Origin of the sequence: Paenibacillus sp. HJGM_3 (assembly GCF_045062745.1) — a bacterium.
Taxonomy (GTDB): Bacteria; Bacillota; Bacilli; order Paenibacillales; family NBRC-103111; genus Paenibacillus_AA.
In genome coordinates, this window is sequence record NZ_JBJGED010000009.1 from 200,176 (window position 1) to 222,680 (window position 22,505).

Sequence of the window (22,505 nt, forward strand, 5' to 3'; positions counted from 1 at the left end):
TAATTTTAGGCTTGAATCATTTGCCAGATTATCTCCGGCGTGGTACTATAAATTGATGACTTCTTATAGATTGGCGGAATGACGCATGCATACATCAAGGCCGAATCGATCATCCTATAATATGGAATTTCAGTGAGTCCTCAACCGGAAGGTTGAGGGCTTTTTGTTTCCCTAGGGAAATAAACGTGGCGGGGGGAATCATTTATGCAGGCAGCGAACAAACAATCATGGGCCGCGATCTGGATCAGCCTTGTGAGCAACATTGTTCTAACCGTTCTAAAAATTGTAGTAGGGGTCCTCTTCCGAAGCCAAGTCCTGATCGCGGACGGCATCCACAATGCCGGGGACGTGATCGCGTCGGCTACGGCCTTCGGGGCGATGCGCATCTCCAATCAGCCCGCGGACGAGGATCATCCATATGGGCACGGCAAGGCGGAAGTCGTCGGTGCGGGGCTCGTAGCCGTCATCCTCGCGCTCGCCGCGGTCTGGATCGGCTTTCAATCGATCGAGACGCTCCTGGGCCCTCCTCCGGAAGCGCATCTCATCGCGCTGGTCGCGGCCTTCATCTCGCTGATCTGGAAGCAGGCGCTATACGTCTACACGTACCGCGCGGGCAAACAGGCGAATAGCAAAAGCTTGCTAGCCACCGCCTACGATCATCTGGCCGACGTCTATGCGTCGCTCGCCGCCGTAGTCGGGATCGGCCTTGCGCTCATCGGAGAAATGTACGATTACACCTATTTGGCTTACGGCGACCCGGCCTCCGGGATCATCGTGTCCCTTCTTGTCCTGAAGCTAGCCGTGGAGATGGGACGGGAGTCGATCGACATCCTCATGGAGAAGACGGTCAAACCGGAGCAGATCGACCGTTATGCCCAGCTCGTGCATGCGATACCGGAAGTCAAGCGGATCGACCGTCTCCGCGCCCGGGAGCACGGCCATTATATTCTGGTCGATGCGAGGGTCAGCATTCCAGGCGAGTACAGCATTCAGGAAGGCCACGATATTAGCCGCAAAATCAAAAAGGTGATCATGGACGCAGACGCCCAGGTCGATGAAGTGCTGATTCATATTAATCCGTGGTACCCGGAACCGTAGAAGCTTTTTGCCGATTCGCCGCGTATCCTGTATAATCCATGAGGAACGCTAAGGAGGAGAATGCAATGACGGCCACTAATTTCGATTTTTTGTACGATCATTCCGAAGATACGACGACCCGCTTCGTCTCGTTCGTAGGGGAGTCTCTGCAGCGGTTTGACTTGGCGATTACGTCCACGAACCGGTTTTACGGCAAAAAACTGATCACCGACATACAATCCGGACGCACCGCCATTATCGGGCCCGATGACCTCGAAGAGCCCGGCTACCTGGAGTACGCCTACAAGCTCGAGGAAGAGCAAGCCGAAGAGCTGCGCACGTTCCTCGTCGAAGTCGTCGGCCTCGTGCACTTCACCGACATCTAACGAGGTCGGTACATAATCGCCCGCTCGCGGTGGGACACTGGAACCGTATGGCTTCGTATGGAAGCCGGAACCATCATCGCAAGCGAGGTGAGCGTCATGGCAAGGGACGAGCAGCGTAATAACAGCACGGAAGGCTTCTTGGAAGAAGATCGGGACGCCTATACCGATCTAGCCACGGTCGAGTCGCAACGGAATGACTTGGCGGCGGAAGAATTCCCCGAAGGTCCCTACGGATCGAACATCATAGCCGAGAAGCCGGGCAAAACGACTCCGTGGCGGGAAGACCAGCGCGGGGCAAGCCCCTATTCGTTCGAGAACCGGGAGCTGCACGAAGGGATCGACCGGGGCTACCCGGGCGATCACGAGACGCACGACGAATAGGCGGTGTTCTCAATAAAAGATCCTCTCCTTGGAACAAGGAAAGGATCTTTTTACGTCCTGCCTTCAATGCATCCGGCTCACCTGGAGCCCGCGGTCCGAGATGAAATCGAACAGCTGCTTCGTCAGCCCGCCCTTCCCGAATTTCAGGAACGTGTGCCGGGGATGTCCGTCCTGAAGCGACTGAAGAAAAGCTAGAATCGTCCGACGACGCTCTACGATATGCTGATAGCCGTATTCGTACAGCCATTCGTCGATCGTATTGTAGATTCCCCGGTTCAGCCCGTATTGCTCGAAACAGTAAGTGACAAATTTGAAATCCGGTCCTTCCGCTACATCTACCTCCAACATAGACGATGCCTCCCTCCCGTCTTCAACCGAACGCCTGCTACCCTACAAGGTCTCCGCCTTAACCTTCGATTTTTTCGCGGCATTCGATTCGCCTTCGAACCGTTTGCGCTCCGTGCGCTCGATCTGTACGATTCTCCCGTCATGCACGACGATCTGCACCGTCCCGTACTCCAAGCCGTTCACGCTTTGGATAATCCGGGCCGTCCAATGCTCATCAATCTCCAGCGGCTTCGCCATCACACATTCCTCCACTCTATAGAATTAGCGTGCTATATATGAACCGGCATAGGATCGTACTTCAATCGATTCTCCTGCGTCACGTGGTCGCTATCGTTGAACAGATACACCCGGTGGACCAGCACCTTGACGCGGTCGCCCGGCTGCAGCGCCGGCCGCTCCAACGACCGGTAGCCGTATAGCCGGCTGCCTGCCACTTCAACCTCGATCTGCCAGTTCGTCCCGCGGAAGATTACGTTCTTCACGACCCCGTCTTCCGCCGCGGAAGGCAAAGACAGCTCACCGGGCAGGCCGATCTCCAGGAACTCCGGCCGGATCATCGCTCTCGCCTCGTCCAGCTGCAGCCGTTCGAAGCCCTTCAGCTTCGAAGGATGGTCGAGCTGGGTCGATTCTCCGATGAAACTGACGACGAACGGAGTTTGCGGATGCTGATAGATTTCGATCGGCGAGCCTTGCTGCTCCAGCCGCCCTTCATGGATGATCATGATTTGGTCGGCCACCTCCACCGCTTCCTCCTGATCATGGGTGACGAAGATCGTCGTGATGCCGACACGGTCGATCATCTCCTTGAGCCAAGTGCGCAGCTCCTTGCGCACCTTGGCGTCGATCGCGGCGAACGGCTCGTCGAGCAGCAGCAGCTGCGGCTCCGGGGCGATCGCCCGAGCGAACGCCACCCGTTGGCGCTGCCCGCCGGACAGCTGCTGCGGCAGCCGCTTCTCCAGGCCGGCGAGCCCGGTAAGCTCGATCAGCTCGCCGACCCGCTCCCGGATCTGCGCCTTCGAACGCTTCTGCACCGTCAGGCCGAAGGCGATGTTGTCGAACACGCTCATATGCCGGAAAAGCGCATAGTTCTGGAAGACAAGCCCGATCCCCCGCTCCTGCGGCGGCAAGTCGTTGACACGCTGCCCGTGGAACCAAATATCGCCGGAATCCGGCTGCTCCAAGCCGGCGAGCATCCGGAGGATCGTCGTTTTGCCGCCTCCGCTCGGGCCGAGCAAGCCGATCAGCTTCCCCTTCTCGATCTCGAAGCTGACGTCCTTCGTCGCTTGGAAGCGGCCAAAGCTTTTCGTCAAGTGTTTGGCTGCAATATGCATAGCGCCTTACTCCCCTTCCCGGCTGTGCCGCGTTTGAAATTTCCATTCGATAAGGCTCTTCGCGATCAAGGTCACGACGGCCAGCAGGACGAGCAGCGAGGCAATCGCGAACGCGCCGGCGAAATTATATTCGTTGTACAAAATCTGAATGTGCAGCGGCATCGTATTCGTCGAACCGCGGATATGGCCGGACACGACGGACACGGCGCCGAATTCTCCCATCGCCCTGGCGTTGCACAGAATGACGCCGTAGAGCAGACCCCACTTGATGTTCGGAAGCGTGACCTTCCAAAAAATGCGCCAGCCCTTGGCGCCCAGCGTCACGGCGGCTTCCTCCTCCTGGCTTCCCTGCGCTTGCATGAGCGGGATCAGCTCCCGGGCGACGAAGGGGAAGGTGACGAAGATAGTGGCCAGTACGATGCCGGGCAAGGCGAAAATAATCTTGATATCGTGCGCTTGCAGCCAAGGTCCGAACCAACCGTGCGCCCCGAACAGCAGGACGTAGATCAAACCGGATATAACCGGCGAGACGGCGAACGGCAGGTCGATCAAGGTTAGCAGCAAGTTTTTGCCCTTGAAGCTGAACTTCGTGATCACCCACGCCGCCGCGATCCCGAAGATCAGGTTCGCGGGGACGGCCAGCGCCGCGACCGTAAGCGTCAGCCGGATGGCGGAAGCCGCATCCGGCTCTACCAGGGCTTCGGCGTACACTTCGGCGCCCTTGCGGAACGCTTCCGTGAAGATGCTGACGAGCGGCAGGATGAGCATGAAGCCCAGGAACAACAAGGCGACGGCGATCAGAATCCACTTCACGGTCGGGGATTCGGTAATATGTCTAGGTCTCGCCATGGTGACTGCGCGAGCACCCTGAGTAGGCGTGGTTGTTACATAACCGGCCATAGTTCCGCTCTCCCTCCCGTTACTGCGTCACGGCGTGTCGATTGGACCGCCATTGCAGGAAGTTGATGACGAGCAGCAGCAGGAACGAGATGACGAGCATGACGAGTGCGATCGCCGTGGCGCCCGTGTAATCGTATTGTTCCAGCTTCGTCATGATGAGCAGCGGCGCGATCTCCGTCTTCATCGGCATGTTGCCGGAGATGAAGACGACCGAGCCGTATTCGCCCACGGCACGGGCGAAAGCGAGCGTGAAGCCGGTGATGACCGCCGGCAGCAGCTCGGGGAACAGCACGCGGCGGAACGTTCTCCACCGGCTCGCCCCCAGGCTGACGGCCGCCTCCTCGACTTCCTTCTCCAGCTCCTCGATGACCGGCTGCAGCGTCCGGACGACGAAAGGGATGCCGATGAAGGTCAGCGCCAGCATGATGCCGAGCGGCGTGAAGGCGACCTTGATGCCCATCGGCTCGAGCAGCCGGCCGATCCAGCCGTTCTGCGAGTAGATCGTCGTCAAGGCGATCCCCGCGACCGCCGTGGGCAGGGCGAAGGGCAGATCGACGAGCGCGTCTATGAATTTGCGTCCGGGAAACGTATACCGGACCAGTACCCAGGCTACGATGAACCCGAACACCGTATTGATGAGACCGGCGCCGAGCGCCGTGCCGAAGCTCACCTTGTAGGCGGCGACGACACGGGGATCGGTGACCGTCTTCCAGAACTTCTCCCAGCCCATGCCGGAGGTCTTAATGAAAATAGCCGATAATGGTAAAAGGACGATCAAACTCAAATACAGGACAGTAAAACCCATGGACAGCCCGAAGCCGGGTATGATACTGCGCTTTCTCCAACCTTTTGCCATAAACCTTTCTCTCCTTGCCCTTATTATGACGTTCGTGGACGAGTAGCCGGTCTTGCATGTTTAAGGCTTGTAGATTTGGTCGAACACGCCGCCATCCGCGAAGTGCGTCTTCTGCGCCTTCTGCCAGCCGCCGAAGAGCGGATCGTCGATCGTGATCAGGCTGAGTTTCGGGAATTGCGTTTCGTATTTCTTCGCTACCGATTCCAGGCGAGGCCGGTAATAGTTTTTGGCCGCGATGTTCTGGCCTTCTTCGGTGTACAAGTATTCGAGATACGCTTGCGCCACTTCGCGCGTGCCCTTCTTGTCGACAACCTTGTCGACGACGGCTACCGGCGGCTCCGCCAGGATGCTCGTCGGCGGATAGACGATCTCGAATTTGTCCTTGCCGAACTCGTTAATCGACAAGTACGCTTCGTTCTCCCAGGCGAGCAGCACGTCGCCGATGCCGCGCTGGACGAATGTCGTGGTGGAATCGCGGGCGCCGGAGTCGAGCACCGGTACGTTCTTGAACAGCTTGCCGAGGAATTCCTTCGCCTTCGCTTCGTCCTTGCCGTTCTTGTTATACGCGTAGGCGTATGCGGCCAGGTAGTTCCAGCGGGCTCCGCCGGACGTCTTCGGATTCGGGGTAATGACTTGCACGCCGGGTTTGGTCAAATCCTCCCAATCCTTGATCCCCTTCGGATTCCCCTTCTTCACCAGGAAGACGATCGTCGAAGTGTAGGGAGAGCTGTTGTTCTTCAACTTGGTCTGCCAATCCTTGGCCAAAAGACCGGACTCCTGAACGGCGTCGATATCGTACGCGAGCGCCAATGTCACTACATCGGCTTCCAAGCCGTCGATCACTGCGCGCGCTTGCTTGCCGGAACCGCCATGCGACTGCTTGAAGGTCACGTCTTGGCCTTTCTTGTCTTTCCAATATTTCGCGAAAGCTTTGTTGAACTCTTGATACAGCTCGCGAGTCGGGTCGTACGAAACATTCAGCAGCTCTACGGGCTTCAGGTTCGTACCCGCCGCGCTCCCGCTCGGAGTCGCTCCCGAATTCGCGGAAGTGCCGGTCGATCCCCCGGAGCCGCCGCATGCCGTCAAGCCCACCAAGGATAGGGCCAATAAACTGACCACCGATAATTTACGCCAGGACCGAAGCACAGTTGGTTGATTCGCACTCATAACAATAACGCTCCCTTTTCAATATGTTTTGAGTCAAGAAAAGCTACCGCTAAAACACGAATGTACTTCCTCGAGCGGCTTCGAACATAAGCTTTTCTTATAAATATCAGACGTTTATCGGCAATGGCTGAACAAACAAGCGTGCTTCGCTCCGGCGGTCCGGTGGTCAAACTTCATTATTCCGATAAACTTACTAAGATATTGGATATCTTAGCACCCGGCTTCAGATGTGTCAATCCGTTTTCCACGATTTTTGGAAATAAATTACGAAGCTTCTCCAGCATATGCCCGAAGCCCGAATAGGCTGCTGTCATCCCGTATAAACATGGACATCCCGGGCCGGTTCCAAGGATAAACTTCGGCGGAAGCCGCAGAGCCGCTGCATTCTGTATAGTCAAAACTATTTTTTCACAACCTAATAGCATTCTCTCGATCAATCTGTTATTGTCTGTTATAAGTAGTGATTCTTGACACAGGCGGAACACATAGCGGCGCCCCCGCTCTGGGACTCCAACGGTCACCATGCACTTCACATCATGATAGGGGTCATGCTCATGCACAAATTGCTTCTAGTGTTCTCGCTTCTCCTCGCGGGGAGCTTAGCCGCCGGCAGCTCTTCCGCCCCCGACCGTTCCGCCGCCGCCTTGTCGGAGGCCCGTACGGAGGGGTATCTCCAAGTAACCGCCCATCGAGGCAACTCGGCCGTCGCGCCAGAGAACACGCTCAGCGCGATGTTGAAAGCGGTTCAATCCGGAGCCGGCTACAGCGAGCTCGACGTTCAGGAGACGTCCGACGGCGTCCTCGTGCTGATGCACGACCATAACGCCAAGCGTACAACCGGCATGAACAAGAACATCTGGGACCTTCATTCGAAGGACCTCCTGAATGCCAGCGCTGGAGCCTGGTTCAGCGGGGCGTATGCCGGGGAGAAGGTGCCGACGCTCGAACAAGTCATCGAGGCCGTGAAAGGCAAAATGCTGCTCAATATCGAGCTGAAGAACAATGGGCATCAGAAGCGGCTTGCCGAGAGTACCGTCGAGCTGTTGGAGCGGATGGAGTTCACCCAAGGGTGCACCGTCACCTCCTTCGATCCCGCCCTGTTGCAAACCGTCAAGCGATTGAATAAAGACATCAAGACGGGTTTGATCGTAAGCGAGAAGAAGGCGGACTTCGCCTCGATCTTCCGCAATGAAGCGATCGATGTCATCAGCATCGCCTATCCGCTCCTCGACGAGAACTTCATGCGCACCGCCGCGGAGCATCATAAGGAAGTGTACGCCTGGACGGTCAACGATCGGAACGCGATGGAGCGCATGATGCGATTGGGTGTGGCCAGCATCATCACGGATGTGCCGGATCAATTAATTGCCTTGGTGAAGCAAGAGCAAGAACGAGCACGATAATGTGAGCACAATAAAACGCCCTCCACATGGCTTAGTGATGCCGTGGAGGGCGTTCGTATTTACATAAGAATATTAGCCGATAAGCTTAACGAGACCCTTGAATTCCAATTCTTCGAACTTTGCAAGGACTTGTATCCGGTCGATCTCCCAAAAGCACGATTCCAGCGTACACGCGATCGGGACGTCCCTCCGGATCGTGGCGAGCTCCCTGCACAGATGCAGCATGTCGAGATCGGCCTCGATCTTCGACTTCACACCCTTCGGCAGCTGCTCGAGGTTGGCGAGAATGCCTTCAATCGACTCGAATTCCTGCAGCAGCTTCAGTGCCGTTTTTTCCCCAATGCCCTTCACGCCCGGGTAATTGTCGCTCGTATCGCCGATTAGCCCTTTCAGATCGATCACTTGCGCCGGGGTCAGCTGCTTCTCCAACTTCAGTGCATCGAGGTCATAGACCGCGTAATTGCCCGGCCCCTTTTTCATAATAATCACTCGAACCCGATCCGACACCAGCTGCAGCATGTCATGATCGCCGGTCAGAATCATCACGTCCACCTCTTCGCTGTACGCCAGGGACAGCGTGCCGATGCAATCGTCCGCCTCATACCCCGGAATACCTACATTAGGGATGCCGAAGCTCGCCACGACCTCCTTTACGAGATCGAACTGAGGGATCAGGTCCTCCGGCGCATCGGGACGGTTGCCCTTGTAATCCGCGAACTGCTCGGTGCGGAACGTCCGGCTCCCCATATCCCAGCAGCACACGACATGCGTAGGCCCGAACGTCTCGATCGCTTCCAGCATGTACTTCACAAACCCATACACCGCATTCACAGGTACGCCGGTGCTCGTGCGTTTTATATATCCGCTGTACGCGCTGGCGAAGTAAGCCCGGAACAGCAAAGCCATCCCATCCACCAGCATCACCGAAGGTTGTTTGTCCGACATGAGCTTCACGCCTCCAATATTTAAATTAATGATCGTTGCATTTCCCGGGAAATTTGTCGATTAGCGTCCGGTCAAGGAGTGCAAAAGCCTCGTATACGGGGGCAGCTGCTCCCCAATCGCCCAAAGCATCAGCAGAAGGAACAGCGCAAGTCCTCCATAAGCGAGTCCGAATTTCCAGCGCATCAGCCGAGAGACGACATAATATTGATCGTTCTCATACGGCGCATAATCGATTTCGTACTTCATGACGAGCCGCTTCGGAATCTGATTCCACTTGTATTCGACCCCTGTGCTGTGCACCCTGCGAATGATGCCCTGCTCCTGCATTTCGATTCGCTTCACGCGACCGACGAGTTCCCATCGGATCTCCACGAATTGCCGCCCGTCCAGCTCGCAGTAAGTCGTATAGTCCAGCTCGCCCTTATATTGGTATCCTTTCACCAGCCAGTCCGGATCCTCGATCTGATTGCATGGAACGTCCATACGGCCGTAGACGGTGTAGTTCGCTTCTTTGCTGCCCCGCCAGACGAACCGGAGGAACAAGTCGATTGTGAACAGCGCCCAGACGATGAAGAGCAGGATAGATTTTATGTAAATGACGATGAGGATTCCCGAGAACAGGCCTGCGACCCACATCCATCGCGTCACCGTGTTGGCGATACGTCCGCCGTCCAGCGGATGAATCGGGAGCAGATTGATCAGATTCAGCACGAAGCCGATATAGGCAATCGAATAGAACAGAGGATGGTTCGTCGCCCACGCTATGCACAAGCACACGAACGCCGCGGCCGAACCGAGGATGGGGCCTCCGATCGCTATGTACGCTTCCGTGACGGCGTCGCGCGGGTTGCGCTTCATCATGATCAGCGCGCCGAGGAACGGAATGAAGAACGGGGCGGTTACCGGAATTCCTTTGCGCCTCGCCGCCAACACATGGCCGAACTCATGGAATAGCACCATGATGACGACTCCGATAGCGAACTCCCATTGGTACATCCAGGCGTAGAAGAGAATGGCAACCCCCGCGCTTAGAATCGCACTCCCGGTTTTCCCCAGCTGCAGGATGGATACCAGCGTCTTAACCTGCGCCAGTATGAACGCGCCGATCGCGCTCACACCCCACCAGCGGGACTTCTCCGGCTTTCCTTGTCCGGCCACGGCTGCCACCCCCTCTCTCTACAGTAACCGCGTTTGACAAGCTTGTTAGGAAGGGGAGCCGGCCCCCCACACTTCTCCGTACTGTTCTTCCTTATAGCCTACCGTCACCCGCTGTCCGTCGTAGACGATCGGACGCTTGATGAGCCGCCCGTTTGAGGCTAGAAGCGCGATTTGCTCGTCTTTCGTCATGCCGGACAGCTTGTCCTTCAAATTCAATTCCTTATACACTTCGCCCGAGGTGTTGAAAAATTTTTTGAGCTCCAGGCCGCTGCGGTCTATGATCTCTTTTAACGTTTCGGCCGATGGAGGCGTCTCGAACAGGTTGATCGCGTCCGGCTCGATCCCTTTGCGCTTCAAGGACTTGAGGGCATCGCGGCAAGTATCGCACTTGGGGTATAGGTACATCGTCACTGGCATTGTCGCGTGCTCCTTTCTACCATTTCCGAACGAGAGTCCACTCTCAAGAATAGCCGACATGGCGGTAAAATACAAGATATCCGAAGTAGGTATTGTTTACTAGGTTTTGTAAGGAATTTTTCAGTTTTCGTCTCTAAAATGGAAGATGAGGCTTAGCGAGATTAGGCACAAAGACTCACGACGAGACGGAAGGGAATGTAGTCCATGAGCAATTCGATGGTGAGGAAGAAGATGGGAGCGCTGCTGCTCTGCATGCTCTTGTGGTTGAGCACGCTGCAGCTGGCTGCGGCTGCAGAGAAATTCAGCGATCTCCAGGGACACTGGGCGGAGCAAGCACTCCAAGCGTGGATTGATCGAGGCTATCTGCAGGGGTACGCCGACGGAACGGTTCAACCGGATCGGCCCATGACAAGAGCGGAATTCGTGACGATCGCGAATCGAGTGTTCGGCTTCAAAGAACAAGCCGCTGTGGCGGCAACCGATGTATCTGAAGACGATTGGGCTTATGCCCAAGTGGCCATCGCCATAAAAGCCGATTACATAACCGGGTACGAAGACGGCACATTCCGGCCGGAGCAGCCGGTCAGCCGGCAGGAAGCCGCTGTGATGCTGGCAGCGTTGAAGAAGCTCGGCGGGGGCGACGCGGCGGCGCTGGCTGCATTCCAGGATGCGGGGAGCGTTCCGCCGTGGAGCAAGCCCTCTCTCGCAGCTGTCGTAGCTCAAGGCTATATAGCCGGCTACGAGGATGGAACTATACGGGCCAGCCGTTCGGTTACACGGGCGGAAGCCGTCGTAATGCTCGACCGCGTCCTCGCAGGCGCACAGTCATCGGCTACCGTCGCCTATGACAAAGCCGGCACTTATGGCCCCAGCACCGGCAGCCAAAGCATCGCCGGCGATGTACGCATTGCCGCGAGCGGCGTCGTGCTGCAGAACGTGACGATCTCCGGCCGTCTCACGCTGGAAGAAGGAATCGGCGAAGGCGATGTCACTTTGCGGAATGTTACGGTCGCAGGCGAGACTTCCGTATACGGCGGAGGGGAGAACTCCGTGCATGTGGCGGATTCGACGCTGTCGACGGTCGAGGTCTCCAAGAAGTCGGGCACGGTGCGGATTGCGGCCGAAGGCAAGACGACCGCCAAGCAAGTGAACATGAAGAGCTCCGGCCATATCGATAACTCGAAGGCTGCGGGAAGCGGATTCGCTGCTGTGAACGTTGACCCCGGTACGGCCTCCGGATCGAAAGTGAAGCTGACGGGAAGCTTCGATCAGCTGGAGATTGCGGCTCCCTCCGTCGCGATTGAGGCTAGCGGCGGGACGATCAAGCGTGCAACCGCGACGGCTCAAGCCGGTGGCACTACGCTCACACTGAGCAAGGATGCCAAAGTGGGCGAACTCGTGCTCAACTCCGCGTTGAAAGTCGCGGGAGAAGGATCGATCGAGAAGGCGACGATCAACAAGGGTGCCGAGAGTACCACGTTCCAAACGGCTCCCAAGCAAAAAGTGCCGGGAACAGGTGTCATTCTAGGTGGTGGGGGCGGCGTTTCTTCGGCTCCGGCCAGCGATCCCGAGCCTCCGCTCACCAAGGAGTACACGGTAGCGGGCACTTATGGACCTGAATCCGGCATGGAGACGGTTACCGGAAACGTTTATATTCAAATAGGCGGGATCACCCTACGGAACATGACGATTACCGGCAACCTTACGATCGGGGAAGGCGTGGGAGAAGGCGACGTAGACCTGAACAATGTCACCGTGTTGGGCGAGACGAACGTGAATGGCGGCGGACCGAACTCGATCCATTTTAAGGATGCAGTACTGGTAAAGATCATCGTTAACAAACAAACGGGCGAAGTCCGAATCGTCGCCGAAGGCAAAACCAGCGTAAATCAAGTCAACGTGCAAAGCTCCGCCAAGGTGGATGGGTCTAAAGCTACTAACGGCGGGTTCAGCAGTGTCACCCTTTCCGATAAACTGCCGGAGGGCTCGAAGGTATCGCTGCTCGGCAATTTCGACAACGTATCGGTTGGTGCCAAAAGTGTAAACGTAGATGTGCCGAACGGAACGATCAAAAACTTGAGCGTGTCCAATAATGCCGGCGGTACCTCCTTGACATTGGGAAACAATTCTAAGGTGACTAGCCTCGTTCTGAAAGCTGCGCTTCAGGTGACAGGCCAGGGCACGATAGAAAATGCGACCATGGATGAAAGCGCCGCAGGCTCTACGTTTCAACAGCAGCCTTCGAATGTCAGCATGAATCCCGGTTCCGGATCGGGCACCGCTTTTCGGATGATGTTCGCGACATACAGCAACGGGGTCATCGACGTGCCCAGCATGATGAGCGGTTCGCCTCAGTTACAGCTAAGTCAGTTTGTTGTGAAAGCTGTTGCATCGGGCGTCGACCCCGTTGTTCTTATCCCGGCTGCATTGACCGTAGAGCAGAATAAAATTACGCTCGCGGTTCCGGAGATCATCGGCTCCGCGGATGGCTTCGCGGCTTATTCGGTGGAATACTGGAACGGAACGGAAAGACAATCCGTTAGTACGGGCAAGTTCAGCGTACCCTTGTTTAAAGTGCTGTCGGCTTCTGCAGTTCCGGACAACAATCAAGGGGCTACGATTAGCGGCGCGGTTACGCCCAATGCAACCGGTGTCAGGGTAACGCTGATCCGTCCAGACGACGTACTGCGACACTCGACTGAGGTTGCGATCTCACCAGACGGAACATTCGAAATGAGCACAGGGCATCTCTCGGACGTCGGGGCGTGGACTTACGAAGTGGAGGCTATGCACGGTAATTATAGGTCGCCTGCGGTGACGGGGGCCGTCATGGTTCGTACTCCAGTTAAACCCATTCTGGCTCAAGTAGCACAGAACCAGTCGAGCCTGGTGATGCGGACCGATTCGGCTCCCGGAACGGGCGCGTGGCTATTCGAGACTCCCTTCAATAATCTAAAAGTGACTTTAAGCAGTTCGGATATCTTGGTAGAGGGTCTACCGGAAGGACTTCAAGCTGTCGCTACCTATGTAAATCATTCTCCATCCGGGAATTGGTTCTCCGTTCGGCTGACCGGGACGGCCTTAGAGTCCGTGACGTCATCCGTTCCCGTTACTGTTACCCTAAAAGTGAGCGCCATTCTTAATCCTGATCTAAATGCTAATGCAAATTCGTTGCCGATCCCCGTGCAATTATTGCCAGCTGACTCGGAAGATACACAGGGGCCTTCTTCCGTGCCTAATTTTTCGATTGGCGCGGTTACGGCAACAGGAGGAACGATATTATGGGGAGCAGCATCCGATAATGTCGGGACAGTCGGCTATGCAGTGTACATGAATGGTTACCCGGCGGGTATTGTGACCACGACCACTTATACGGCTACGGGCTTGACTCCGAATACACAATACTTGTTCAGAGTGATCCCTGTTGACGCAGTGGGCAACAAAGGGGAGCCGAGAGACACCGGGATCGTTACGCTCGCCGCGCCCTCTGTACCGGATACTACACCACCGGGACAGGTACAAGGCTTAGTCACGAGCAGTGTTACTAGCACCGGAGCAACGCTGACTTGGATGACGGCATCCGACGACATAGGAACCGTCGGGTATGCGGTTTATGGCAATGGAACGCTCTGGGGTACGGTGACCGGATCGACGTACAACGCGATGGGGCTCACCCCTAATACCCAATACCATATCCGTGTGCAGGCATATGATGCTGCCGGGAATTATGGTGAAGCAGCGATAGTTACCTTTACTACGCTTCCGATTTCTACTGCAAAGATTGTCTTGAGCGACAATTCCTTTTCAGTAGGAACCATACCTCTTATTCAGATTACGGGAACAGGCACGAACTTCCAGGACGGTGCAACAACGGTTCGAATAACGAAATTTCCCGATAATGCCCTGGTAGATGTCCCCATAAATTTTGCGGTAATATCTTCAACACAGATAAATCTTACGATTGAGTCTAGCTTAGGTGACGGTATTTATTATTTAGAAGTGACCTACGGCTCCTCAACGGTAAAGAATACTTTTTTTGTGTATGTACTACCTACGCTATAGTAGCGGACCTAGTCACAAAAAACCTGACCGGAAACGGTCAGGTTTTTAAATGTGTAAATTTACAGATGAACAATTTTCAGTTCCGGCCCCGCCTTAGGAAATGATTAATAACCTCCGAGAACACGAGCCCCATCGCGATCGCGCCGGACAGCATACACACTTTGGCCGCGAGCTGAACCGCCTGGTCGTATTGGTTCTCCACCACGTTGCGCATCGCGTCGTACGCGAGCCCTCCCGGTACGAGCGGGATGATACCCGCTACGTGGAAGACGATGACGGGCGTTCGATAGATCCGCGCGAACAGCTGGCTCGTCACCGCCACGACGAACGAGGCCGCGATCGTGGACACGATCGGATCGAAGGCCAACTGCTGAGCGCCAACGTAGAGCAGCCAGCCGAGCGTGCCGACGATCCCGCCTTGCAGCAGCGTGTTCTTGGGCACGTTGAACAGGATGGCGAATGCCGCCGATGCGATGAAGCTGACCGCGAGCTGCTCGATCCCTTCCATCCATCCCATCATCCGGCTCCGCCTCCATTCATGAAGGCGAGTACAAAGGCAACGCCGGAGCCGATGGCGAAAGCGGTCAAAAACGCCTCTGCCCCTTTGGACATCCCGGAGACAAGGTGGCCGGCCATCAAGTCCCGCACCGCGTTCGTGATGAGCAGGCCTGGCACGAGCGGCATCACGGAGCCGATAATAATCGTATCCAGATCGTACCCGATGCCCAGCGCGAGGAACAAGGAAGCGAGCAAGCCGATGAGGAGAGACGCCAAAAATTCTGCTACAAACTTAATCGGCACGACCCGATGAAAATAATTCAGAAAGGCGAGACCCGCCCCTCCCGCGAGCATGGCCGGGATGAAATCGCGCCAGGTCCCGTCGAACATGATGAGAAAACACCCGCTCGCGACCGCCGCGGCGAGGATCGTGAACCATTCCGGGTACCCGGGTTTCGCAGAAGAGATCGCTTTCAGTTCACGGTACGCTTCATCGACCGTGAGCTCCCCCTGGCTGATGCGCCGGGAGACGGCGTTCACGAGCGTGACCTTGCGCAGGTCGGTCGAACGCGCCGAAATGCGTACCAACCGGGTAATCTGGCCGGGACCGTCGATGGAGAAGAAGATGCCGGTAGGCATGACGAAGCTGTGCGCATCGGTGAGCCCGTATGCCCGAGCGACGCGAGTCATCGTATCTTCCACCCGGTGCGTCTCGCCGCCGTTCTCGAGAATGATGCGGCCGGCCAGCACGCAGAGCTTCGCAATTTCAGATGTGGAACCCGCGGTCGGGTCGGCGGGGCGGCCGATAGGCTGGTCCATTCGCTTCCTCTCCTTGTCCGAACTATGTTAGCGCCCTCCGCGACCTTCTAGGGAGTAAACCGGTAGCGCTCCAGGTCCAGCCTGCCCGCATCGTCGACCTTGACGCCCTCATCCTGCAAAGCCGCTTGCTGCATGAGCCGCGAAGGCTCGTCCCGCAACGCGATGCAGCCTTGAGCATTGACGACGCGGTGCCAGGGCAACCCATGCTTGGAGCTCAGCGCATGCAAAATCCGCACGACCTGCCGGGCCGCGCGGGGACTCCCTGCCGCAGCCGCGATCTGGCCGTACGTCATGACGGACCCGGGCGGGATCTGCCCGATGACCTCTATCACTTGACGCGTAAAAGGTTCCATCGTCTCTACTCGCCTCCAGTCGTGCGTTGCTCCAAAAGCCGCTCCAGACCCAATAGATCGTTGGGCAGCGGCGCGTGAAACTCCACAGGCCGCTGCGTGCCGGGATGCGTAAAGGCGAGCCTCGCGGCATGGAGGGCGTGTCGGCCGACCTGAGCGTCCCAGCCAGGGTTCATTACGGCGGCTGGAGGCTCAGTCAAGCTGTCGAGACCGTACATTGCATCCCCGATCAGCGGGTGGCCGAGATACCGCATATGCACCCGGATCTGGTGCGTACGGCCGGTCTCCAGCCGGAGCCGCACCTTAGATGCCGCGCGGCCATATGACCGCTCCATCGCGTAGTGCGTGACCGAAGGATAACCGGCCGGCGTAACGATGCGAATATGCGGATGCTCCGGGTCACGGTCGATCGGCGCATCGACGGTCCCCTCGACCGGATTCAGGGTGCCATGCACGAACGCCACATATTCTTTGTCCACCTGACCCGCCTGCAGCTGCTCGGACAATTGCTGATGCACGTATGGATTTTTCGCAATGCACAGCGCACCCGACGTATCTTGATCGAGCCGATGGATGGGACGGAACCGCACCTTCACCCCGTTCAGCCTCCAATGATGCACGACCGCGTTGGCCAGCGTACCCGTATAATGGCCGTGGGTGGGATGGACGATCTGCCCCGCGGGCTTGTTCACGATCAACAGATGGTCGTCTTCGTACAAAATGTTCAGAGGAATCGCTTCCGGGAGAATGTCGTCGGACTCCTCCTCCGCCATCCGCAGCTCCACGAGGTCGCCGGCGCGGACCCGAACCGTCGTATACACCCGTTCGCCGTTGATCGTGAGCCCCTGCTCGGTCTGCTTCACCCGCGACAGCAGCTTGCGGGAGACACCGAGGCGATTCATCAGCACGGTCTTGAGCAGCATGCCTTCCTCTTCCGGCCGGATCGTATAGCGTAATGCTTCATAGTAATCCATTATTTTCTTCGAAACACCTCGGCACTGCGAATGTATTCGACGTCCGGCACTTGCTCCCGGGCGTTGGCGGTACGGGCAATCGTGAAGAACAGGTCGGAGAGGCGGTTCAAATACCGGCGCACCTCGTCATTGATCGGCTGCTCCTTGGCGAGCGTGACGACGCGGCGTTCCGCCCGCCGGCACACCGTGCGACAAACGTGCAGAGCAGAGGATACCGTGCTGCCTCCCGGCAAAATAAAGCGGGTGAGATCCTGCGTCTCCGCGTCGTACTTGTCAATCCAGGCCTCCAACTGATCGACCATCTCGGCCGTTACTTTGTAAGGCCGCAGCTCCTGCTTGAGCAGCGCCAAGTCGGACCCGCAGTCGAACAGCTCGTGCTGCACGTTCAGCAAGTCGGCATGCAGATCCGCATAACGCTCGCCGGCGGCGGACATGAAGCTCATCGCCTGACCGACGAAGCAGTTCAGCTCGTCTACCGTGCCGTATGCTTCCACCCGCACATCGTCCTTATCGACGCGCCCGCCGATCACGCCCGTCGTCCCTTTATCCCCAGTTCGCGTATAAATTTTCATAAGAAGATCAGCTCCTCTCCAGTCCTATCATCGCATAAATACGCGCCATATCCAAATGTTCCCTTACGTGCGCCGCCAACCGGTCGAATGCGGCTTCCCGCAAATGCTGGAATGGTGCGGCTTCCGGGACCGGCGCCCAGCCTTTAGCCGCCCGGATCGCATTAAGCCAAGACCGGCGTAAACCATCGTTATGCAAAATACCATGAATGTACGTGCCCAGGATGCGGCCGTTAGCCGTGACGACCCCGTCCGGATGATACGGCTCGCGAAGGTTCCGGACGTCGTGAATCCGGATCCGGAACGGGTGGCTGACCGGCTCGAGGAAGCGGGTACGGCCCATATGAATCTCATAGCCCGTGATCGCTTGCTCCCCATGTTCGAACAAGGACGAGAAACCCGCGATCCGCTCCGTGCGCTTCTCCGTCGCGAACACCGTCTCGACCGGCAGCAGGTTCATCCCCTCGAGCTCCGGCTTGTCGGACTCCACGAGCTCCGGGTCGAGCAGCCGCCGGCCGAGCATCTGGTACCCCGCGCATATGCCGAGGACGTAACCGCCTGAAGCAGCCCACTCCAGGACGCGCGTCTCCAGCTCGCTCTGCCGGAGGAACAGCAGGTCCTCGACCGTGTTCTTGCTGCCCGGCACGATGACCGCGTCCGGCGTCCCCCATTCGTCCGGCGAAGTGACATAGCGGACGGCGACATCAGGCTCGGCGAACAGCGGGTCGAAGTCGGTGAAGTTGGATAGACGCGGCAGGCGAAGCACGACGATGTCGAGCTGATCCGGACGCGCCGGCTCCCGGCGGCCTCGGCCCAGCTTCGCATCAAGCGATGCCGAGTCTTCGTCCTCCAGTCCCAAATCGCGCATGTACGGAATGACGCCGAGCACGGGTTTGCCGGTTTTCTGCTCGAGCCAGTCTAGCCCGGGTTGCAGCAGCGTCACGTCGCCGCGAAACTTGTTGATGACGAAGCCCTTGACCCGCTCCCGCTCTTCCGGAGTCAAAATCTCCATCGTGCCGACGAGGGAAGCGAAGACGCCTCCGCGGTCGATATCGGCGACCAGCACGACCGGCGCATCCGCCCAGCCGGCGAGCCGCATGTTGACGATATCGCGATCCTTCAGGTTGATCTCGGCCGGGCTGCCGGCGCCTTCGATGCAGACGATGTCGTACCGCTCGCGAAGGCGGTGCAGCGCCGCCCGAACGACATGCTCCGCTTCCGCCGCATACTTCTCGCGGTAGGAGCGGAAGTCGTAATCGCGAAGCGGCTTGCCGTGCACGACGACCTGGGACACCATATCCTGCTTGGGCTTGAGCAGAATCGGATTCATATCGGTCGTCGCGGCGATGCCGCAGGCGTCCGCTTGCATCCCCTGCGCCCGGCCGATCTCCTTGCCGTCCGGGGTCACGTAGGAGTTAAGCGACATGTTCTGCGACTTGAACGGCGCCACCCGCAGGCCGTCCTGCGTTAAGATGCGGCAGAGGGCGGCGGTCAGGACGCTTTTGCCGACATCGGATGCGGTGCCCTGGAACATAAGGGTGGGGGCTAGCGTTCCCTCTTTTACGCTCATCGTGCTCCCTCCTCTTCCGCTTCGATACTTCGGATCACCTCTTCTAAGGCTTGAACCAGCCGCTCGTTCTCGCCGCGCAGCTTGATGGCCACCCGGACGTACCGGTCGTCCAGTCCCCGAAACCGCGATGCGTCCCGGATCAGGATGCCGCGCTCGCCCATTCGCCGCTGTACCTCCTGCACTCGGAGCGGGCGGTTCGGGTTGCGCTGGGGCAAGGCGAACAGCACATAATTGACACGGCCGGGGAAAACAGTGAGCCCCAGCCGGCCCAGCTCCGCTCGCAGCCAGACGCTTTCTTCCGCCAACCAGCGTTGGGTTCGCTCTTCGTATTCGATATCGTCCAGCACGGCGGCCCCGATCCTTTGCGCGAAGTAATTCACGCTCCAAGGCACTTGACGCTCGCGCAGGCGACGTACCGAGTCCGGATGAGACACGATGAAGCCGAGCCGGATACCGGGAATGGCGTAAAACTTCGTCATCGAGCGCAGCACGTGCACGTGCGGAGTCCGGGACGCATCCCGCAACAGGCTGAAGGCGCGCTCGTCGGGGACGAAGTCCATAAACGCCTCGTCCAGCAGCAGCGGGACCCCCTCTCGCGCGAGCGCCCGCATCAGCTCGGGATCGAGAAGCTGCCCGGTCGGATTGTTCGGATGGCCGAGCGCTACCAGATCCGTCTGGCGAACCGCCTCGCGAATCGCTTGCTCCTGGGGCGAGAACCCGGATTCGGCGTGCAGAGGAATATCGACGGTCACTCCACCGATTTTGACGACGGCTTCCTCATACTCCGTGAAGGAAGGACGGGCGATTCCCGTCGCCCCTGGCCCCAGCACGCGGATCGCCAGATCGATCAGCTCGGCGGCGCCGTTGCCGACCAGGATGCTTTCCGGCTCGATATCGTACTTGTCCGCCAGCTTCCGCCGCAGCTCCCGTACCGCAGGGTCGGGGTAACGGCTAATCTCCCTCCAGCCCGACTGTACGATCTCACCGACCACCTCCGGCGGACCGAAGGGGTTCATATTCGAGCTGAAATCGAGAAATCCGCCTGCCGGGCGCCCGTATTCCGCTTCCGCTGTAATCAGATCGCCTCCATGTCCGTAACGCTCCAGCATTTGCCCCACTCCTTTATCCAATGATCGAGTATCCCCACCCTGCGGCAAGCAGCAGCAAAGCCGATTCCAGCAGCTCATTGATCGCGCCGTACGTGTCTCCGGTAAGTCCCCCAAGCTTGCGGGCAATATAGTGGGCGATCCACCAACCGACGACGATAGCGAATCCGGCTACTACGGCTGTGTGCCAAAAGGCGGTGACGATGTCCGAGACGAGCAAGAAGGATGCCGCCGTTAACCCTGTCGCCAGCAGGACGGCCAGCCCCGCCTCCTTGAACGTTACGGCTGCCATCAGCCGTCCCATGCCTTCTCCGGCCCGTGCATACGGCCACCCTGCAATCGCACCTACCATGCACGTGCGGCTCCAAATCGGTGCGAGCACCAGAGCGGGCATGCATACGGTGTCTGGGGTGTACTCCAGAAGCGAGTAGATGACAGCCGTCTTCAGGAGCAGCTGCCACCCTCCCGCCAGCACGCCCATCGCGCCGACTCGGCTGTCTTTCATAATCTCCAGCATGCGCTCGCGGGACCGATGGCTCAGCACGCCGTCCGCCGTATCCATCAGCCCGTCCATATGCAGCCCGCCGGTCAACGCCAGCCACAGCCCCAGGACGAGCACCGCAACCGGCAATGGCGGCAGAACAAGCGACAACAAGATCGCCGCGACCAGCAGCAGGAGCCCGAGCACGGCCCCTACGATCGGGTAAAACACCGCACTGCGCCGAAACAACCGGTCGTTGTAGTCCAGCTTCACCGGAATCGGGATCCGGGTCAATAGCTGGAACGCCGCCGCGCATCCTTGAAGCCATTCTACAGGTTGAGCCATGCGATTACGCATACCATGCCTCCCGCTATAAGCGCACTGACGCCGTAACAGATCCGGTTCGTCCGCACGATATCCTCAATTTCCAGCTCCCGGTTCGGCCGCCCCATCTTCGCCCGCTCGCTGACCGTCGATCCGTACACATTCGTGCCGCCGAGCTGAATGCCGAGCGCACCGGCTACCGCCGATTCCGGGACTCCGCTGTTCGGGCTGGGATGCAGATTGGCGAACCTCCGTATCGAACGAAGCGACTGCCTCGCGGACAAGGAAGGCTCGAGCAAGCAGTAGACCGTGATGAGGCCACCCGTGATCCGGGCCGGGATGTAGTTAAGGAGATCGTCGAACCGGGCGGACGCCCAGCCGAAATGCAGAAAGCGCTCGTTCTTGTAGCCGACCATCGAATCGAGCGTGTTGGCCGCCCGGTACAGCATGGCGGCCGGCGCTCCGCCCAGGAAAGCGAAGAAGAGCGGCGACACGACGGCATCGACCGTATTCTCGGCCACCGTCTCCACCGTAGCCCGCGTGATCTCCCGCTCGCTGAGCGAGTCCGTGTCGCGGCCCACGATGTAGCCGACGTACTTGCGGGCGTCCGGCAAGTTCCCTGCGCGGAGCGGATTGTAGACGAGCAGGGCGGCATCCCGCAACCCCCGGACCGCGATCGTCGTGGAGATGAACCAGACGTTCACCGCATAGCCGAGCCAGGGGTGCACTTGGTCCGCGATGAACCAGATTACGAGCACCACGAGGAAGGAGAGGGTCACGGTCAGGAGAGTGAGTGCGGCTCCACGCGCCCGGATTGACTTGGCAGGTAGAGGGCTCCCGGCCTGTCGACGAGCTTCTTCCTCGCGCCGGAGCCAGGCGGAGAGCTTATGAATGACTTTGCCGATCCAGATGACGGGATGGGTCAGCCATCGCGGGTCGCCGATCAGCCAATCGAGCGCGATGGCGGCTGCCACCATCCACGCGGTTTCTTGTATGGAGTAGAACAGCATGACAGCTTGCTCCTTGCATGGGGTTCGTGCGGTACACTTCTCTATCTAAATCAAACTATCGAGATCGAACGCTTGGCTCTTCAACTCGACCGGGATTCCGGCTGTTACGAGGAACACCCGGTCGCATACTTGCGCCAAGCGCTGGTTCATCCGGCCGGCCAAATCGCGGTACACGCGGCCGAGCTTGTAGGCGGGCACGATGCCGCTGCCCACCTCGTTCGTGACGAGCACGAGCCGGCCCGGGTACGCCTGCACCGCCGCGGCGAGCTCGTCGATCTTGCCGTGCACGAGCGGCAGCAGGGCCGGCTCTTCTTCGTGCGCCAGCACCCAATTCGACAGCCACAGCGTCAGGCAGTCGACCAGGACGACGGAG

The 22,505-nt window shown here is 58.3% G+C and carries 24 protein-coding genes; 5 read left to right on the forward strand and 19 right to left on the reverse strand.

Annotated elements, in window-relative coordinates:
• The first annotated feature begins 204 nt into the window (after positions 1-204).
• The 3 genes from ACI5FR_RS12800 (at position 205) to ACI5FR_RS12810 (ending at position 1,844) form a co-directional block, all read left to right on the forward strand.
• Positions 205-1,098 (forward strand): cation diffusion facilitator family transporter, encoded by an 894-nt coding sequence (locus ACI5FR_RS12800; protein ID WP_405454901.1) that lies wholly within the window; start codon positions 205-207, stop codon positions 1,096-1,098.
• A gap of 65 nt (positions 1,099-1,163) precedes the next feature.
• Positions 1,164-1,463: a DUF3055 domain-containing protein gene (locus ACI5FR_RS12805; RefSeq protein WP_405454902.1), complete on the forward strand. Its 300-nt coding sequence runs from the start codon at positions 1,164-1,166 to the stop codon at positions 1,461-1,463.
• A gap of 96 nt (positions 1,464-1,559) precedes the next feature.
• Entirely contained in the window at positions 1,560-1,844 is a 285-nt protein-coding gene (locus tag ACI5FR_RS12810) for a hypothetical protein (protein ID WP_405454903.1), read from the forward strand.
• A 63-nt stretch (positions 1,845-1,907) separates the two neighbouring features.
• Here the strand turns inward: ACI5FR_RS12810 and ACI5FR_RS12815 are convergent, their stop codons facing one another.
• From ACI5FR_RS12815 to ACI5FR_RS12840, 6 genes are read right to left on the reverse strand one after another with little or no spacing between them, the layout of a single operon-like run.
• Positions 1,908-2,192, reverse strand: coding sequence for an RNA-binding protein (locus tag ACI5FR_RS12815; RefSeq protein WP_405454904.1), 285 nt, complete (start codon positions 2,190-2,192; stop codon positions 1,908-1,910).
• 42 nt (positions 2,193-2,234) lie between these two features.
• Positions 2,235-2,429, reverse strand: coding sequence for a YezD family protein (locus ACI5FR_RS12820; protein ID WP_405454905.1), 195 nt, complete (start codon positions 2,427-2,429; stop codon positions 2,235-2,237).
• A 32-nt stretch (positions 2,430-2,461) separates the two neighbouring features.
• On the reverse strand, positions 2,462-3,523 hold the full coding sequence (locus tag ACI5FR_RS12825) for a sulfate/molybdate ABC transporter ATP-binding protein (RefSeq protein ID WP_405454906.1): 1,062 nt from the start codon (positions 3,521-3,523) through the stop codon (positions 2,462-2,464).
• Positions 3,524-3,529: 6 nt separating this feature from the next.
• The gene (cysW, locus tag ACI5FR_RS12830) at positions 3,530-4,423 is read right to left on the reverse strand and encodes a sulfate ABC transporter permease subunit CysW (protein ID WP_405454907.1); all 894 of its coding nucleotides are present in this window, start codon (positions 4,421-4,423) and stop codon (positions 3,530-3,532) included.
• A gap of 19 nt (positions 4,424-4,442) precedes the next feature.
• The gene (gene cysT / locus ACI5FR_RS12835; protein WP_405454908.1) at positions 4,443-5,279 is read right to left on the reverse strand and encodes a sulfate ABC transporter permease subunit CysT; all 837 of its coding nucleotides are present in this window, start codon (positions 5,277-5,279) and stop codon (positions 4,443-4,445) included.
• Positions 5,280-5,339: 60 nt separating this feature from the next.
• Positions 5,340-6,446: a sulfate ABC transporter substrate-binding protein gene (locus ACI5FR_RS12840; RefSeq protein WP_405454909.1), complete on the reverse strand. Its 1,107-nt coding sequence runs from the start codon at positions 6,444-6,446 to the stop codon at positions 5,340-5,342.
• A 554-nt stretch (positions 6,447-7,000) separates the two neighbouring features.
• On the opposite strand from ACI5FR_RS12840, the gene ACI5FR_RS12845 reads away from it, so the two are divergent.
• Positions 7,001-7,849: a glycerophosphodiester phosphodiesterase gene (locus tag ACI5FR_RS12845; protein ID WP_405454910.1), complete on the forward strand. Its 849-nt coding sequence runs from the start codon at positions 7,001-7,003 to the stop codon at positions 7,847-7,849.
• Positions 7,850-7,921: 72 nt separating this feature from the next.
• On the opposite strand, the gene ACI5FR_RS12850 is transcribed toward ACI5FR_RS12845, so the two are convergent.
• The 3 genes from ACI5FR_RS12850 to ACI5FR_RS12860 are packed head-to-tail and all read right to left on the reverse strand — an operon-like array spanning position 7,922 to position 10,369.
• A complete protein-coding gene (locus ACI5FR_RS12850; RefSeq protein WP_405454911.1) occupies positions 7,922-8,794 on the reverse strand; it encodes a 5'-3' exonuclease in 873 nt (290 codons plus the stop codon).
• Positions 8,795-8,854: 60 nt separating this feature from the next.
• The gene (locus ACI5FR_RS12855) at positions 8,855-9,952 is read right to left on the reverse strand and encodes a site-2 protease family protein (RefSeq protein ID WP_405454912.1); all 1,098 of its coding nucleotides are present in this window, start codon (positions 9,950-9,952) and stop codon (positions 8,855-8,857) included.
• 45 nt (positions 9,953-9,997) lie between these two features.
• Positions 9,998-10,369, reverse strand: coding sequence for an arsenate reductase family protein (locus ACI5FR_RS12860; RefSeq protein WP_405454913.1), 372 nt, complete (start codon positions 10,367-10,369; stop codon positions 9,998-10,000).
• Between the two features lie 204 nt (positions 10,370-10,573).
• Here ACI5FR_RS12860 and ACI5FR_RS12865 point away from each other — a divergent pair, with 204 nt between their 5' ends.
• Positions 10,574-14,431, forward strand: a complete 3,858-nt coding sequence (locus ACI5FR_RS12865) for an S-layer homology domain-containing protein (protein ID WP_405454914.1) — start codon at positions 10,574-10,576, stop codon at positions 14,429-14,431.
• Between the two features lie 76 nt (positions 14,432-14,507).
• Here ACI5FR_RS12865 and ACI5FR_RS12870 read toward each other — a convergent pair whose 3' ends face one another.
• The 10 genes from ACI5FR_RS12870 to ACI5FR_RS12915 all read right to left on the reverse strand — a co-directional run.
• On the reverse strand, positions 14,508-14,939 hold the full coding sequence (locus ACI5FR_RS12870; protein ID WP_405454932.1) for a threonine/serine exporter family protein: 432 nt from the start codon (positions 14,937-14,939) through the stop codon (positions 14,508-14,510).
• A gap of 8 nt (positions 14,940-14,947) precedes the next feature.
• Entirely contained in the window at positions 14,948-15,748 is an 801-nt protein-coding gene (locus ACI5FR_RS12875) for a threonine/serine exporter family protein (RefSeq protein WP_405454915.1), read from the reverse strand.
• Between the two features lie 47 nt (positions 15,749-15,795).
• Positions 15,796-16,101 (reverse strand): MGMT family protein, encoded by a 306-nt coding sequence (locus tag ACI5FR_RS12880; RefSeq protein WP_405454916.1) that lies wholly within the window; start codon positions 16,099-16,101, stop codon positions 15,796-15,798.
• A 5-nt stretch (positions 16,102-16,106) separates the two neighbouring features.
• Positions 16,107-17,072 (reverse strand): RluA family pseudouridine synthase, encoded by a 966-nt coding sequence (locus tag ACI5FR_RS12885; protein WP_405454917.1) that lies wholly within the window; start codon positions 17,070-17,072, stop codon positions 16,107-16,109.
• Entirely contained in the window at positions 17,072-17,644 is a 573-nt protein-coding gene (locus ACI5FR_RS12890; protein WP_405454918.1) for a cob(I)yrinic acid a,c-diamide adenosyltransferase, read from the reverse strand. Before ACI5FR_RS12890 ends, ACI5FR_RS12885 begins: the two co-directional genes overlap by 1 nt.
• A gap of 7 nt (positions 17,645-17,651) precedes the next feature.
• A complete protein-coding gene (locus ACI5FR_RS12895; RefSeq protein ID WP_405454919.1) occupies positions 17,652-19,211 on the reverse strand; it encodes a cobyric acid synthase in 1,560 nt (519 codons plus the stop codon).
• Positions 19,208-20,320 (reverse strand): threonine-phosphate decarboxylase CobD, encoded by a 1,113-nt coding sequence (cobD, locus tag ACI5FR_RS12900; RefSeq protein ID WP_405454920.1) that lies wholly within the window; start codon positions 20,318-20,320, stop codon positions 19,208-19,210. The genes ACI5FR_RS12895 and cobD overlap by 4 nt, the downstream gene beginning before the upstream one ends.
• A 13-nt stretch (positions 20,321-20,333) precedes the next feature.
• Entirely contained in the window at positions 20,334-21,155 is an 822-nt protein-coding gene (cobS, locus tag ACI5FR_RS12905) for an adenosylcobinamide-GDP ribazoletransferase (RefSeq protein ID WP_405454921.1), read from the reverse strand.
• On the reverse strand, positions 21,128-22,132 hold the full coding sequence (cbiB, locus tag ACI5FR_RS12910; RefSeq protein ID WP_405454922.1) for an adenosylcobinamide-phosphate synthase CbiB: 1,005 nt from the start codon (positions 22,130-22,132) through the stop codon (positions 21,128-21,130). The genes cobS and cbiB overlap by 28 nt, the downstream gene beginning before the upstream one ends.
• Positions 22,133-22,177: 45 nt before the next feature.
• A partial coding sequence (locus tag ACI5FR_RS12915) for a bifunctional adenosylcobinamide kinase/adenosylcobinamide-phosphate guanylyltransferase (RefSeq protein ID WP_405454923.1) occupies positions 22,178-22,505 on the reverse strand: 328 nt, incomplete at its 5' end.

What these genes read in the sequence shown, in the direction of transcription:
- ACI5FR_RS12800 (WP_405454901.1), top strand. Translation starts at nt 205, where the DNA reads ATGCAGGCAGCGAACAAACAATCATGGGCCGCGATCTGGATCAGCCTT.
- ACI5FR_RS12805 (WP_405454902.1), top strand. Translation starts at nt 1,164, where the DNA reads ATGACGGCCACTAATTTCGATTTTTTGTACGATCATTCCGAAGATACG.
- ACI5FR_RS12810 (WP_405454903.1), top strand. Translation starts at nt 1,560, where the DNA reads ATGGCAAGGGACGAGCAGCGTAATAACAGCACGGAAGGCTTCTTGGAA.
- ACI5FR_RS12815 (WP_405454904.1), bottom strand. Translation starts at nt 2,192, where the DNA reads ATGTTGGAGGTAGATGTAGCGGAAGGACCGGATTTCAAATTTGTCACT.
- ACI5FR_RS12820 (WP_405454905.1), bottom strand. Translation starts at nt 2,429, where the DNA reads ATGGCGAAGCCGCTGGAGATTGATGAGCATTGGACGGCCCGGATTATC.
- ACI5FR_RS12825 (WP_405454906.1), bottom strand. Translation starts at nt 3,523, where the DNA reads ATGCATATTGCAGCCAAACACTTGACGAAAAGCTTTGGCCGCTTCCAA.
- cysW (WP_405454907.1), bottom strand. Translation starts at nt 4,423, where the DNA reads ATGGCCGGTTATGTAACAACCACGCCTACTCAGGGTGCTCGCGCAGTC.
- cysT (WP_405454908.1), bottom strand. Translation starts at nt 5,279, where the DNA reads ATGGCAAAAGGTTGGAGAAAGCGCAGTATCATACCCGGCTTCGGGCTG.
- ACI5FR_RS12840 (WP_405454909.1), bottom strand. Translation starts at nt 6,446, where the DNA reads ATGAGTGCGAATCAACCAACTGTGCTTCGGTCCTGGCGTAAATTATCG.
- ACI5FR_RS12845 (WP_405454910.1), top strand. Translation starts at nt 7,001, where the DNA reads ATGCACAAATTGCTTCTAGTGTTCTCGCTTCTCCTCGCGGGGAGCTTA.
- ACI5FR_RS12850 (WP_405454911.1), bottom strand. Translation starts at nt 8,794, where the DNA reads ATGTCGGACAAACAACCTTCGGTGATGCTGGTGGATGGGATGGCTTTG.
- ACI5FR_RS12860 (WP_405454913.1), bottom strand. Translation starts at nt 10,369, where the DNA reads ATGCCAGTGACGATGTACCTATACCCCAAGTGCGATACTTGCCGCGAT.
- ACI5FR_RS12865 (WP_405454914.1), top strand. Translation starts at nt 10,574, where the DNA reads ATGAGCAATTCGATGGTGAGGAAGAAGATGGGAGCGCTGCTGCTCTGC.
- ACI5FR_RS12870 (WP_405454932.1), bottom strand. Translation starts at nt 14,939, where the DNA reads ATGGAAGGGATCGAGCAGCTCGCGGTCAGCTTCATCGCATCGGCGGCA.
- ACI5FR_RS12875 (WP_405454915.1), bottom strand. Translation starts at nt 15,748, where the DNA reads ATGGACCAGCCTATCGGCCGCCCCGCCGACCCGACCGCGGGTTCCACA.
- ACI5FR_RS12880 (WP_405454916.1), bottom strand. Translation starts at nt 16,101, where the DNA reads ATGGAACCTTTTACGCGTCAAGTGATAGAGGTCATCGGGCAGATCCCG.
- ACI5FR_RS12885 (WP_405454917.1), bottom strand. Translation starts at nt 17,072, where the DNA reads ATGGATTACTATGAAGCATTACGCTATACGATCCGGCCGGAAGAGGAA.
- ACI5FR_RS12890 (WP_405454918.1), bottom strand. Translation starts at nt 17,644, where the DNA reads ATGAAAATTTATACGCGAACTGGGGATAAAGGGACGACGGGCGTGATC.
- ACI5FR_RS12895 (WP_405454919.1), bottom strand. Translation starts at nt 19,211, where the DNA reads ATGAGCGTAAAAGAGGGAACGCTAGCCCCCACCCTTATGTTCCAGGGC.
- cobD (WP_405454920.1), bottom strand. Translation starts at nt 20,320, where the DNA reads ATGCTGGAGCGTTACGGACATGGAGGCGATCTGATTACAGCGGAAGCG.
- cobS (WP_405454921.1), bottom strand. Translation starts at nt 21,155, where the DNA reads ATGCGTAATCGCATGGCTCAACCTGTAGAATGGCTTCAAGGATGCGCG.
- cbiB (WP_405454922.1), bottom strand. Translation starts at nt 22,132, where the DNA reads ATGCTGTTCTACTCCATACAAGAAACCGCGTGGATGGTGGCAGCCGCC.